Genomic DNA, 13,353 nt, shown 5'->3' on the forward strand with positions numbered 1-13,353 from the left:
AACTCTGTAAAGTAAAAAACCTCGGGGCAAGCTCACAAGGCATTTTAAGTAACAAACCATTTTATTTCGAGGCAAGCCTCGGAGCATTTAAATCTCGATTATCGAGTAAAAATGTATTTTTTCATCCTTTATCTCGTGTTTGGTTAAATCAAAATAAGTTACCGGTACTTCAGGGAATAATAAATTGGCAGCTGAAAATAGAGTGTCTGAGGACATTGAATTTTTTAAAGCAAAGTTGTCTCAAATTTATCTACCCCACAACTTTTTGTGTTGAGCCAAAACATCTTCTTTCGGACCTAAACTTCTTGAAATTCTTGCCTCTCCAAAACTAGAACCAAAAGTATAAATTGAATCTTGCTGCTCAAGCAGTAAAACATTTTGTTGATATTTAGAAAGCTCCCAGGCGGTCGAACTTCCCATAAGTCCACCACCAATTACAACAATATCCTCTATGTTTTGTGAATTTTTACAGGATATTAAATTCAATGCAATGACTGATATCAAGATTAGGTTTCTCATTTTCTTATATTAATGCCAACTGGTTATACAAAGTGTTTTATAACTCAACTCCCACTAATTGAAAACGATACAAGCTATATCTACTTATTTTTTGTTTGCGTTCATGAAGTCTATTTAAAATCTCCAATGACCTCTCCTTCTTTAGCGTTTAATTTTAGGTCGCTTAGATAGCTTAGAATTTTGCCTTTGCCGTCTACATTGCCTACATATCCATATATGGGTGAGTAGTAGAGTAGGTATTCTTTGTTTTTTCTTTTATCCTTATTGGTTAGTTGTGTGCAGCGCACTTTAATACAGTTTTTGTATTTTTTTGCAGGTGTTTTAAATTTCTGTTGGTCGGCAATAACTTCATAACTCCAGCTTTTATCATGTTCTAGCCACTGATCACCCACTTTAGGGTTTACTGGGAGAATAATAGATTCTTCTAAGGTTTTTTTATTGATATGGTAGTAGTTTTCAGAGCCTTTTCTATAGTAGGTGGTATCTACAGTTCCCCAGCCGTATTTTCGGTATCTGACATAGTATTCCTTGTCTCCAATTGTTTCTTTGTCGTTGTCAAAAGATTCGAAATAATGGCTGTCACCGTATTTGTAATACTTGGCGCTACTCGCATCTTCAAACAAGGTGATGTAGCCCTTTAAGTCTTGATTTGTGAAAGAAACGAGTAGGACTGCTAAGATTAGGATGCCGATTATTTTTTTCATGTTTTGTGGTTTTTAGTGTAAAATATATTTACTGAGAACTTCCTTTTATCGCTAAGACAAAATAGCCTAAAGCTGTCAGAATTCCAGCAGAACCAAGTAATAAACCTCCTAAATAAATATATCCTGAATTACCTTGTACAGATTTGATACCGACAAACAAGAATATAGTGCTTAATAAAAGGTAAACTATTCCTCTATTTATAGCCTCTTTTCTTATCATTGACCTCACCTTTAAGTAAGTACTTTTAACCTCGTCTTTAGATAAATTAAATCGCTTACTTGCTTTTTTTATGGTAAAACTCATAAGTTTGAGTTGTAGCATTTCGTCTTTAAGATAGGCTTCTAAGTGATTGTGTTGTTTTGTGCTCATTGTTGATTGGTTATATACGACAAGATTTATTTCCCCAATGTATATTGCTCGTCTGTTCTGTGTTACTGTACTTCATTCCGTAAACTATTTATTTTATCTCAAGGGTATTCCATATCATATTAATCAGGTTTTTGCCTATAGAATTTTCCATATCGCTCATTTCCATAGACATGAGTATTAGTCCTGAGTCTTTTTTACCGACAGAAGCAACTTCGTAAATATTTATTTCGTTTTTATACGTTAATACGGCTTTGTTCACGTTTATTTTTAAGCCAGAATCTAAGGTTCTTTCGTAATCTTCTCTTACCAATTTAAATCCGTAATTAACACTTTCTTTTGTGACTTCATTAATCATTAATTCATTTAACATGGTGGGATTAATACCAGAATATGTTTGAATAATAAATCCTGAACCTTCCGCTGTCATTAGCATTAATTGTTCAATTTCGCTATCAATAATTGTTTTTCCTACTTTATAGTCCTTTGGATATTTAAAGTTAAAATAGGGATCTGTGTATACTAAAGTATCTTTTTGCTTTACGTTAAGTTTAATTTTGGTTCCGTTTAAATCTAACTCGTAATTTTTATCTAAAGCTATATCATAGGTTTTGCCGTTAATTTCAACTTCATAATCTTCTTGTGCATGGCTTAAGTTTATAAACAGTAAGACTAGAATTAGTAATGTATTTTTCATATTATTTTTTTAATTTAATATTTCCGATATCGAAGTTTTCAGGTAAATTATTAAAATCCGATTCCGAAATGACGTATTCTCCTTTATAATCTTCGTCAAATGTTATTTTATATTTTTTAATTGCATACGAAAAACCAACACCAAACAATTCACCATCGTCAGGTGTTACAGAGTTCGTGGCCGAACTGTAATTGCTTAATTGAATGCCTTGTGTTAAGTCCTCATTTAACTCAGCGAATGCTTTACCTTCTGGCATAACTCCGCCAATGGTATGCGAATAGCCACCATTTTCAGTTACTGTTTTATTGGATGTGTTACTGATTAACTGTTCAAGAATTAGGTAGTGTTGCCCCTCAAATTCTGTTTGTCTTAACCAAAGGCCATTTTCCATGGGTAATTTCGGAAGCACATTGACTTCAATAGTATTCGTGGTATATGTTTTACCATTAAATTCAAAATCGAATGGTCCGATGTTATATGTTTTTGCTTTTTCGAATATAATGGCTCTTTCAAAATCTTCTGATGACATCCCGAAAATTGAGCTTGAACGCGTGACATTGATATTCTTTCCTAATTCTTTTTTTAAGTACTCATTTAAAAAATCAACGTTAATGGATAAGGTCACTTTTTGTCCAACTCTGGGTTCTGGGTTATCGATTTCGATTTCCAGTTTTTGTTGTGCAATGGCTTGTAAAGAACAAAGGATTAAAATTAATAGGATGGTTTTTTTCATGTGAGTTGGTTTAGGATGGGTTGTGTGTTTGAGGCTTTAGTTTAGTGAATAAATATCGAATAGAACCGAGTGCATCGAACCGGTTATTTAAAAACATTACAAGGTTTTTATAAGTATAGTATTGTTATTAATAAATAATATGTTATTAGTAGACTTTTATTTTGTTGGGATAAAGCCATTCTTTCTACTAAATTTTATATGATTTACTTTGTCTTTAACATCCGTTGGTGGTTCTTCATTCTCAATAACTATTACCTGATGTAATTCACTTTGAGTAGTTATATATCTATAAAAATCCATTGCTAAGTCATCACTTATTGTTATTTCATCTACATTTTCAGGTTTGCGATAAGTTACCAATGGAGAATCTATAATTGGCACACCTATTGAATATTCTTTTTGAATTAATAATTCTTGGAGTGCTACAATAAAAGCAGAATAAATGATTGCACGATATCCTTTCCCAGATAGATTTCTGTCTTCACCTGAAATTACAAAATCATTTTGCTCTTCACTATAACTGACATCAGTTAGATTTGGGTAATTATAACCTTTAAGAACAGATTTTATCGCTTTTGAAAGAGGTGTTAATGATGCAGTTGATATATGTTCAAATGTTTCTTTAGAATTAGGTATAGAATTTTCTAGTTTTTCTTTTTCTGCTTTAAATTTTTCAAGCTGTTCAAATTTATATAAAGCTCCAAGAGCTATACTTTTCTTTTCATTTTGTCGGTTGATTTGTTCAATTATCAACCCCATTTCCAAGCCAACTCCTTTATCAATTTCTAAAGTGTATTTATTTATGATATTCTCTAAATCAGAAACTTCTATAGAGATATCCTTAAATTCTTCTTTTAATATTTTTTCTGATTCAAGTAATTCTTGAATCAATGATTCAATTTTTTGTATTTCTCTACTGCAAGAATCTATTATTTTATTTATGTCTGCAATTGAACATTTTTCTTCTATTTCTCCATTACAAAGTGGGCAATTACCATTGGTAGAATGATTTTCTTCATTTAATAAAACACTTGTTTCAATAGTCGATTTTAAGCGTGATACATCTGAATAGTAATGAGATTTTAATAAGTCTGTTCTTTTATATAACTCTTCGATTATTCTTTTACGTGATTGTTTTTTATGAAGAATGACTAAAGTTTTTACTCTTTCAGTTTCTATTTCATTGAATTTATTCTGAAGATTAGAATGGTTTTCTGTTAATTTTTTAATTAAAGAATTAGTTTCATTCAGCATCAATGATGGTTCAATTTTAAAAGTTTTTAAATCCTTAGTATTGTCATTTATAAACTCTTTTAATATTTCTAATTTTCCTTTCCTATTTGCTATTTGGTTTTTAGAAAGGGATTCAATTATAGTACTATCATCATTTCCTGTAACAATTAATTTTAAAACATTTGATTCCTCGGTAGCTTTTGTATAATGACTAACTATTAATGATTCCTCAGTAGTGATTTTGGATTCATTAACCATTGAGAATTTTACAATATCACGATATGAAATTGGTCTAGTTTTTCCCTTTTGGTTTGTTCTGATTTTTTTGCCTGTAAGATTATTTAGTTTAAGTAAAAAAGCGGAAACAGTTTGTTCATTATAGGGACTATGTTTTCTATCAAGAATTTCGAATTCATCAGTTTCTTTAATTTTATCTATAGATGAATTATAAAGTTTAAAATTACCACCTTTTAAATCACTTAATAAAGTATAAGTTGTGTTTGTTGAATCAATTAATTCTAAATAGATAAAATCGTAATTTCTTGATTCTTTAATAGGTTTTGGAGGTTTTGAACCACCAAACATATAATTGAAACATTGGAAAATATATGATTTACCCACGTTTGAAGGACCAGTAATGATATTAACGCCTTTTTTAAAAACGATACTTGCATTTTCAACTGATTTACCAATCAGTCTTAACTCTTTTATTATGAACCCTGTTTTCATTATTGTAAAATTTCAATATTAAACTCGTTATCTATCTCTGATAATTTTGGAGTCATAATATTTTTTAGTTCTTGTTTGGTGTGTTTTGAGAATTTATTAATAGCCCAATTCGCTTTTTCTTGAAGTTTGATTGAATATAGCTCTTCCAGAGATTCAAGAAATGGCATTGCATTTTCAGTTGCCTTATATTCTATACCATTAAAATTATATTGTTTTTCAATTAAGTTCTTTGTGATAAAAAGATTTAATCCTTTTTCTATAATTGAACTTCTAACCATTATTTCACCTGATCGATAAGGTACCGCGGGATGTAGACTTTGCGTTGTTTTGTCAATGTCTGCTGAATGTATAGTTAGGTAATCTAGATAAACAAGGTTTTGTAAATCAAAAGATTTTGGAAATGCCTCATTTAATATAGTTAAGATTCGAAGACCAGATTCAACACTGTTATTGAATGGATTTATGTTTTTTTTAGTTTTCATTATGTCCATTTAATTTTATTATCATTAACTAACTGATGACAAATTCCCTTCTTATCATAAATTAGGCTGACGTCCTTTAGTGGGTTTGAGGAAATTATTACTTTACTAGCTTCTTTTTCTACTTCTTTTACTTTTATGAAGCTATTCGAATGAATATCTTCTACAATATCAACAATACCTTCAAATATTTCTTTTTGAAAATCATCAAAGGTGTCAATGGGTAGGTTATCTCTAGTGAAATTCCTTAACTGTTCTGCATGATGAAAACTTATTCTAGCTCTAGTAAAATGGTTTTTGTAATGTTCTTTTGAATCTAAATCTATTACATTTTTGTAATCTTCTTTGCTTTCAGAACCGTATGCAGTTAAAAGTTGATTAACGTATGTGGTTTCCGAACTTTGGATTGAACTTGGTATAGTATCGGTATCTAATTTTTCACGTTCAGGTAGTCCACCACCAAACCTTATTAGATGATTTGGATGCGAAATATGTTCTTTTAAAATATTCTTAGTGTGAATTTTTGAAAAAATTGAAAAGTCAAAATTATTTACCCAGTTTAAAAATTCTCCTTCTAATTTAATTCCACCTACAGTAGTGTCAATTTTACAATGTTTATCCCAATTATTTACTAATGCATTTTTTAGTTCGGTTGGATTTTGAAGTAATTTGGAAAGTGAAGTTCCACAACCTTTTGGTGCAATAAAATAAAATTTTCTAGGTATTGGGTATTCTAATTTAAAAGTATAGTATAATATTTTAATAAATTCTTTATATACTTGAGCAGGTCTTAATGCATTTTCATAATGTTTGCATTGAAAACAATCCCAAGTATAGTTTGGTTTGTTTTTATCAGTTACATAGCCTACAACATCTCTTCCTTTATCTCCAGCACCTCCGAATCTTTCAGCTTCTAAATATTCAGTCTTTTTTATGTCAACCCACTCTTCAATAAAATCTTCCCAGTCATCAAATGACATATGCTCAATCATCTTAAGAGGTATTATCCTCTTACCAAAATTGACTTGATGTGATGTTTTGTAGTATGTCATTCGTTTTTTTTAGCTTACAGCTAATGTTTATGGATAAGATTAGTAGCGTGTTTTAAGAACCTAATTTAGCAAATTAATCACAGATAGAAGTCCGTTAGGACTTTCGTAAATAAACTCGTACCAAGCAATTAATTTTATACGGTGTTGGCAACTGGCTTTTAAATTAGATCTTTCATTACGTTATTTTTATGGTTTTCAATAATTTGAATCATTTCACTAATCATTTGTTCCGCTATTTTTTGTTGCTCAAAAATGCTCAAATTTCTTGTTTCGTAAAAGTCTTTTGTGTGAACAACTTCTTTTTGAAAGTATTTATATCTCCAAGTGATTGTCAGAGTTCCTGTGCTATAATGAAAGTTTATAATTTGATTTGAACCTTGTTCGTAAAGGTTGAAACTCCTATTCTCTAATTTTGTAATATTACCATTGCCATTAAAAACTCCTTCGTTCAGCATATTTACAACAAACTTAAATTTTTCATCTAATGAAGTACTTTGTAAATCATACTTGTCCTTATTTAAGTCATTCATAAATTTGAATACAATAAATAAGACAATAACTATTAAAATAAACCAAATCATATTATTTCTATTCTAAAAACCTTTCCAACATTTCTTTAGTAACTTCGTCAACTACACTTTTGATTTCTTGTTCTGTCATTCCAAGTTTGTGTCTTTCTTTTAAAAAGTGTACTTTATATTTTTCGCTTGCAGTTCCAATAGCATTCTGAATAATTAAACCTTCAAGTGGTGTGTCTTTCATTGGGCTTTTTTCAGAAGTCTCTTTAATAACTTTAATCATTCTTTCCCTAATCAAAGATTTTAGTGTATCTTTCTTAGAGAAATTATTATAGGTTTGCTCTTTCGCAAGTGCTTTAGGTTGGTATCTGCTTTTGATATCATTTCTTTTGTCCGTTGTGGTTTTACCCTTAGTATTCTGAGGTTTAATCCAGTCCTTGTAATACACACCTACATAACTTACAACGTAAATTATAACAAATATTAATAAGATTTCTAACCAGTTAGTTTTTAATAAAAAATTCATTCTATCGGTTGTGTTATTTATTCAATACAGTTCGGTTTTTTCAACTTGTTGCTAACTAGTTATATCATAACTTTTATCATTCATATCACACAAATTAGCCACGTAATAGCAAGTGTTTTAAATATTTAAAGTCATCAGCCACGAAGTTAATTCTATTTCTTATAAAACCTATACGTAAAGTTACGTATAGCTTCTCTTCGTCAAAAGCTAAGTTAAAACCTTCTATTCTAAATAACTTACGGTAAACCGTAATCGCCAATTCATAAAAATTGAAACTCTATAAAAACCAAAAACCACCAAGCTTTCGCCAAGTGGTTTTATATTCCTATATATTATAAGTATGGATTAAATCTACTGCACTTTCCAATCCGTTTTTAAATACCTAAGTGCTTCTTCTAAAGCTTGTTTTGATGGTTTAGGATTAAAGTCTAATTCTTCTTTAGATTTACGAATGTCATAATCTTGTTTAAGTCCATAAAACATATCTAAATAATGCCGTTGCAATAAGGGTTCTTTTCCTGTGAGTTTACTGCTGAACTCCATGAGACCAGCCACCGTGTACAATAAGCATTTGGGTACTTTTTTAGGGGTTTTTAATTGTAATTCTGGATACAGCTTTGCGGCTATGTTTACACTGTCTTGTAAGGTGGTGTGTGTTGGGTTAGAGAGGATATAGCGTTCTTGGTCTTTGCCTTTTAGCATGGCTTGGTACGCGCCAAAAGCGACGTCTTTTACATCTACCCAGTTTAAGGTGACGTTGGTGTCTACAGGGATTTCGCCTTTTAAAATTTGGTAGACTAAGTTGTTAGAATAACTGAGTTTGTGGGCCTGGCTGCCAATCATTGCCGATGGTAAAATGAGAACGGTTCTGATGTTGTATGTTTCACCTAAGGCTAAAGCCAGTTTATCAGAATCGTTTTTAGAATTGTAATACCAGTTTCGTCGGTCTGTATTATAACCGTTATCTACGTTGGCCGGTAAGGTGTTAAAGTCTAAAGCTGCCACAGAACTGACATAGACGATGTTTTTAACGCCGCATGCTTTAGCGCTATCGAACAGGTTTTGGGTGCCTTTTAGGTTGTTGTCGTAAATCTCCGTTTTTGGGTCTTTTGCCCACATGCTAAAGTTGGCGGCTACAGCATAGATGTGCGTGACGTCTTTACATGCTTTTCTTAGGGTTGCTTTGTTTAGAAGATTGGCTTGTACCACTTCACAATCTAAACCTTTAAACGGTGCGGTGTTATTTATATCTCTAACGGTTGTTCTTACGTTTTGGTTTTTGGATACCAACAAACGGATTAGATTGTTTGCTAAATGGCCATTGCCACCGGTTACTAAGGCTAAGTCTTTACTCATCACTATTGTTTTTTTGTTTGCGTAAAGGTCTGCCGTAATGCCGCGTTGAAAAATAACAAATGTTAGATAGTGATCTGTTTTCTAATCCGACTTAAAGATTGCGGTTCCATACCTAAGAAGGAAGCGATATTGTCTATAGAGACGTTTAGGGCTAGGTTAGGCTGTTGTGTTATAAATTTTAGATAGCGTTCTTTTGCTGATAATACCTGGAAATCTTTAACACGTTCTATTTTACAATTGAGGTGCTCGTTGGTGACCGTTTTTATAAAGTCACTCCAAAATGTCGATTGTGCTTGAATTAACTCGAAATCTGGTTTAGAGATTTTAAGAAGTTTACAATCGGTAACAGTTTCGTAATAGTCTGGCGCTGGAGTTTCACTCATAAAACTCTCTAGGGAGGTGAAGAAATCGTGTTCGGCTACTAAATGTTGCACTACAATTTTACCATCAACATTTTCATAACCTTTTACAATGCCTTCACTTAGAAAATACACATAGCGTTCTATTTTTCCGGTTTCTAAGAGTAGGGTGTTGGCTGGTACATTTTGGGAGGTAAAATAGGTTTCCACTAAACGGCTATCGGTTTGAGATAGGGTACATCGCGATTGGATATAGTGGTGTAAGTTTTTCATGGGTATGATTTAAATAGTGTTTGTGTATGGTTAAGCACCTAATTTAGCAAATATATCACAGATAGTATATTCCGCAGGAATGCTTGTAAGTTGGCAGTGCACTACCCAATTAATTATACACGGTTTTACCTGCTGGCTTTTTTTTTCTAAATCCATAGTATCCACAAATTAGAGCGAATAACATAATCACACCGTTAATTATCCAAAATGTCTATTCATATTTTCTTTCAATTAGTAATTCATAACTTGGTCCAGGCACATTTGTTTGAATTCCAACATTTAGACTATTCGGTTTCGAGTTGGCATTTGTAAATTTTAATTTCAATTCATATTCTCGACCTGAATCACTAAAAAAAAAACCATTCTCTTCATTAATTTCTATTGGTTTTCCATTGTTATAAATCGCTACGTTTATTTCATAAGGATCAATTGAGTCAATCTTATTATACGGTGTTGGGCATAGTGTTTTAACGTATTGCTTCGTCAACCAATTTGCTATCTACAAACTGCTCAAAACTGATAATCTTACCATTGTTTAGTTTCCATATATGGGCAACCCGAGCTTCAAAATACTTGTTTGTTTTTTTATAGGTGCCGGAATATGTGCCATAAGCAACTACTTTGTCTTCATTTGCTATATAATCTTCGGGTGAAAATTTATAATCAATCCACTCGCTACCTAAGCGCTGAAAAACATTTTCCGTCACACTTTCTAAACCAATATAAGTTCCTGCATAAGGAAAACCTTTAGCTTCTGTCCAACTAATATTTTCAGCAACATGTTTGGCCAAGTTTTTACCGTTTTCTTCTGAAGTTTTACCTTCATATGTACTTTTTATGATTTCTAAATTCGTCATCGTTTCATTTTTAAATGAACAACTTGACACTACTAAAAGCAATGTCAAGTTGATAATTATTATAAATCTTACCATTTCATTTCTCCTGTGTTCACTTTTGCTCCTAGCATTAAAGCTGTTTCAAAAGTTAAATTCGGATATTTTGATTTTATTGTTGCTATTAAATCTTCAGAAGTAGTATTGCTTTTTAAAGCGTCTTCATAAAATTGAATGTAATTCTTAGTGTGGTTTACAGCATCAATAGTGAAATCGGAATTAGTATTTGCGTGTGCAGGAATTACTATTTCAGGTTTTAAATCACTGATGGTATTTAAAATTGAAATCCAATTATTACGTACTTCTGTTGTTTGTGCATCTGCCATCCATACATTAAATGTTGTGCCAAACACATTAATTCCGCCTAAAGCTGTTTTAATTGATGGAATCCATACAAAGGTTCTTTTTGGGAAATTTTCTAATCCAATGATTTCTAGTTTTTCGCCTTCTAACTCAATATAATTTTCTTTTAGAACTTGAGGTAAAATAACGTTAGATGTAATTTTATCACCTAATCTTTCTCCCCAAACTTCCAATTTCTTTTGAGCTGTTGCCTTAATATGTTCTACTGTTGCAGGCGATGCATAAGCCGTAACCTCTGGGAAATATTTTTTGAATACTTCTAATCCGAAATAAAAATCAGGGTCACCATGAGACACATAAATAGTCGTTAATGTTTTACCTGAGTTTTTAATTTCTTGAGCAACTTGTTCTGCCTCTGCTAATGTAAATTGTGCATCTATTAATACGGCATCGTTTTTACCTGAGATAATTACTGATGCTACGCCAAAACTGTTTTCTGATGCGTTGTAAACTTGAAGTTTAAATTTGTTTGTTTCTATTGTTTTGAAACTTTGTGCTTGTGCGTTCATTTTGAATAAAATTAAAATTGTTAATAATGATGTTGAAATAATTGATTTCATTTTGCTTGTATTTAATGATGGTACAAAGATGCGATTATTACCTACTTCAAAACATTGAACAAGTTCAATAAATGAATTTTTAATTATTTTTTACTAGCGATTTTTCGTCTAATTTTACTCAAAAACTCGTGGCTTATGCCCAAGTAAGCGGCAATTTGCACATTGGTTAATCGTTGAAAGAGCTTGGGATATTTTTCAATAAAGTCTATATAACGTTGGTCTGCTGTTTTACTTAAATTATCTATGATTCTTCGTTGTAAAGCGATATGTGTTTTTTGAGTCATGACTCTAAACAGTTTCTCTATTTTAGGAATTTTATTATAAGCAAACTCTTTATCTTTTTTTGAAATTAATAATACTTCACTATCCTCTAATGCTTGAATATAAAGTTGTGATGGTTTTTCATTAGTGAAGCTGTCTATGTCGGTTATCCACCAATTCTCTTGAGCAAAATAAAGTACTTGTTCAAATCCATTACTGTCTATGTGATATACTCTGAAAAGCCCTTTGGTAACAAAGCCCTCAAACTTGCAAATTTCACCTTCTTGCATGAGGAAATGTTTTTTTCTAACTTCTTTTTGGTTAAATAAGCTGCAAAAACTTTCTAGCTCTTTTTTTGAAAGCGTAATATGGTTTAATATATTTTGTGTTAGTAATTCTGTCATATTCGAAGGATTTCAATATTACGCCCAATGTTTAGTCTTTAGTATAAGAGTAGTAGCGGATTTATCTGCACTTACATCTCACTAAGCAATATAGTTAAATAAAAGCAATAGCGGTTCAAGTTTACACCTGAACCGCTATTGCTTTTAAACATTGTTGTATCCTGTTTTTATTCAGCTTACGTAATTTATAAAGCCAGTAATTTCACATTATTTCTTGGCAAGTATAGGTGCTTTTTTTCTTCGTCCCCAAGCAATAAAAAGTGCAAGTCCTAGTAAAATTACATTCATTCCTATTGCAGAGAACTCTCCTCTAGAAGCATGAAATCCACCGGCTAATACCATAATCAAGGCTAAGCCAAGAGCTGCCAATATCGTTAAATTAGGTTTCCATCTGAAAATTGAAGGGATTAATAATCCTAAACCACCCAATAGTTCACTAACTCCTATAAATTTAACCAATGCAATCGGTGTATTTGCTACCCATGGAAGCGCTTCTGTAAGTGCTTCAACCGGTTGTGTAGCTTTCATTAATCCAGCCATGATAAACATTAGGGCTAATAATCCTTGCGCAATCCATAATGCTATATTAATTGCTTTGTTACTTTTTTGATTTGTCATTATACTTTAAATTTTATTTATAGAACAAAATTCATAGTTTTTGAAAGCCTATGCATTGATGTTCATCAAGAAATAATATTGGTTTATTTTTTTTTAGAAAGTTCATTTCTGATACGACTCAAGGCTTCAGGTGTAATTCCTAAATAAGAAGCTACCATTTTTAGCGGAACTCTTTGAATAATGTTTGGATACGTTTTAGTAAAATGCTCATACCTTTTTTTTGCATTTGAACTCATTAACATTATAATTCTATTTTGCATAGTATCTAAACGTCTTAATAAGGCAGTTAGGTCTGGACCTTCCTTTAGTAATTCTTCTTTTGTAGCGACATTTATAATGGTGTCTTCAAGAGCATCTATAAATAATTGACAAGGTGTATTGGGTTCACAACTGTCAGCAACTAACCAATTTTCAGGACCAAACATATATATATGTTCTTTCCCTTTATCATCAATTGTATAGCTTCGTAACAAACCACTTTCAACAAGATAAACCTTGGAACTTATATCCCCTTTTCGTTGTAATACAGCTCCTTTTTTTACGTTTATTTTTTTCAATTTTCAAGTCTTATTAAGGTTTGTTTAAATGGCAAACAACGGTTTTGTGTATGATTTCGTTGCGTGTTTAAGCATTAAAGTTAGCAAATACAAACCGAATAGAAAATCCGAGAAGGTTTTCGTAAGTAGGCTATAACTAGCAATGAATTTTA

At 31.5% G+C, this 13,353-nt stretch carries 18 protein-coding genes; all 18 read right to left on the reverse strand.

Going from position 1 to position 13,353, the window contains the following annotated elements:
* Window positions 1–246: 246 nt before the first annotated feature.
* The 18 genes from BLT80_RS09720 to BLT80_RS09805 all read right to left on the reverse strand — a co-directional run bounded on the left by BLT80_RS09720 (window position 247) and on the right by BLT80_RS09805 (window position 13,201).
* Window positions 247–519, reverse strand: a complete 273-nt coding sequence (locus BLT80_RS09720) for an FAD-dependent oxidoreductase (RefSeq protein ID WP_092467430.1) — start codon at window positions 517–519, stop codon at window positions 247–249.
* Window positions 520–629: 110 nt separating this feature from the next.
* Window positions 630–1,223: a hypothetical protein gene (locus BLT80_RS09725; protein ID WP_092467431.1), complete on the reverse strand. Its 594-nt coding sequence runs from the start codon at window positions 1,221–1,223 to the stop codon at window positions 630–632.
* A 28-nt stretch (window positions 1,224–1,251) separates the two neighbouring features.
* Window positions 1,252–1,593, reverse strand: coding sequence for a hypothetical protein (locus BLT80_RS09730; protein WP_092467432.1), 342 nt, complete (start codon window positions 1,591–1,593; stop codon window positions 1,252–1,254).
* Window positions 1,594–1,681: 88 nt separating this feature from the next.
* A complete protein-coding gene (locus tag BLT80_RS09735) occupies window positions 1,682–2,287 on the reverse strand; it encodes a hypothetical protein (RefSeq protein WP_092467433.1) in 606 nt (201 codons plus the stop codon).
* Window position 2,288: 1 nt separating this feature from the next.
* Window positions 2,289–3,020, reverse strand: coding sequence for a BatD family protein (locus BLT80_RS09740; RefSeq protein WP_092467434.1), 732 nt, complete (start codon window positions 3,018–3,020; stop codon window positions 2,289–2,291).
* A 156-nt stretch (window positions 3,021–3,176) separates the two neighbouring features.
* Complete coding sequence (locus BLT80_RS09745) at window positions 3,177–4,982, reverse strand: AAA family ATPase (RefSeq protein WP_092467435.1); 1,806 nt, start codon at window positions 4,980–4,982, stop codon at window positions 3,177–3,179.
* The gene (locus BLT80_RS09750) at window positions 4,982–5,464 is read right to left on the reverse strand and encodes an ABC-three component system middle component 2 (protein WP_139181047.1); all 483 of its coding nucleotides are present in this window, start codon (window positions 5,462–5,464) and stop codon (window positions 4,982–4,984) included. Before BLT80_RS09750 ends, BLT80_RS09745 begins: the two co-directional genes overlap by 1 nt.
* Window positions 5,464–6,513, reverse strand: coding sequence for an ABC-three component system protein (locus BLT80_RS09755; RefSeq protein ID WP_139181048.1), 1,050 nt, complete (start codon window positions 6,511–6,513; stop codon window positions 5,464–5,466). The genes BLT80_RS09750 and BLT80_RS09755 overlap by 1 nt, the downstream gene beginning before the upstream one ends.
* A gap of 158 nt (window positions 6,514–6,671) precedes the next feature.
* A complete protein-coding gene (locus BLT80_RS09760; protein ID WP_139181049.1) occupies window positions 6,672–7,043 on the reverse strand; it encodes a hypothetical protein in 372 nt (123 codons plus the stop codon).
* 58 nt (window positions 7,044–7,101) lie between these two features.
* Window positions 7,102–7,557, reverse strand: coding sequence for a hypothetical protein (locus BLT80_RS09765; protein WP_092467439.1), 456 nt, complete (start codon window positions 7,555–7,557; stop codon window positions 7,102–7,104).
* A 351-nt stretch (window positions 7,558–7,908) separates the two neighbouring features.
* Window positions 7,909–8,913, reverse strand: coding sequence for an NAD-dependent epimerase/dehydratase family protein (locus BLT80_RS09770; RefSeq protein WP_175455584.1), 1,005 nt, complete (start codon window positions 8,911–8,913; stop codon window positions 7,909–7,911).
* Between the two features lie 62 nt (window positions 8,914–8,975).
* The gene (locus tag BLT80_RS09775) at window positions 8,976–9,545 is read right to left on the reverse strand and encodes a Crp/Fnr family transcriptional regulator (RefSeq protein ID WP_092467441.1); all 570 of its coding nucleotides are present in this window, start codon (window positions 9,543–9,545) and stop codon (window positions 8,976–8,978) included.
* A gap of 211 nt (window positions 9,546–9,756) precedes the next feature.
* On the reverse strand, window positions 9,757–10,032 hold the full coding sequence (locus BLT80_RS09780) for a hypothetical protein (protein ID WP_092467442.1): 276 nt from the start codon (window positions 10,030–10,032) through the stop codon (window positions 9,757–9,759).
* Entirely contained in the window at window positions 10,013–10,402 is a 390-nt protein-coding gene (locus tag BLT80_RS09785; RefSeq protein ID WP_092467443.1) for a nuclear transport factor 2 family protein, read from the reverse strand. Before BLT80_RS09785 ends, BLT80_RS09780 begins: the two co-directional genes overlap by 20 nt.
* Before the next feature lie 68 nt (window positions 10,403–10,470).
* Window positions 10,471–11,361, reverse strand: coding sequence for an MBL fold metallo-hydrolase (locus tag BLT80_RS09790; protein WP_092467444.1), 891 nt, complete (start codon window positions 11,359–11,361; stop codon window positions 10,471–10,473).
* 83 nt (window positions 11,362–11,444) lie between these two features.
* On the reverse strand, window positions 11,445–12,026 hold the full coding sequence (locus tag BLT80_RS09795) for a Crp/Fnr family transcriptional regulator (protein ID WP_092467445.1): 582 nt from the start codon (window positions 12,024–12,026) through the stop codon (window positions 11,445–11,447).
* A gap of 207 nt (window positions 12,027–12,233) precedes the next feature.
* Window positions 12,234–12,644, reverse strand: coding sequence for a DoxX family protein (locus BLT80_RS09800; protein WP_092467446.1), 411 nt, complete (start codon window positions 12,642–12,644; stop codon window positions 12,234–12,236).
* An 83-nt stretch (window positions 12,645–12,727) separates the two neighbouring features.
* Window positions 12,728–13,201: a Crp/Fnr family transcriptional regulator gene (locus BLT80_RS09805; RefSeq protein ID WP_092467447.1), complete on the reverse strand. Its 474-nt coding sequence runs from the start codon at window positions 13,199–13,201 to the stop codon at window positions 12,728–12,730.
* Window positions 13,202–13,353: the final 152 nt, after the last annotated feature.

This window comes from Winogradskyella thalassocola (genome assembly GCF_900099995.1).
Classification (GTDB): domain Bacteria; phylum Bacteroidota; class Bacteroidia; order Flavobacteriales; family Flavobacteriaceae; genus Winogradskyella; species Winogradskyella thalassocola.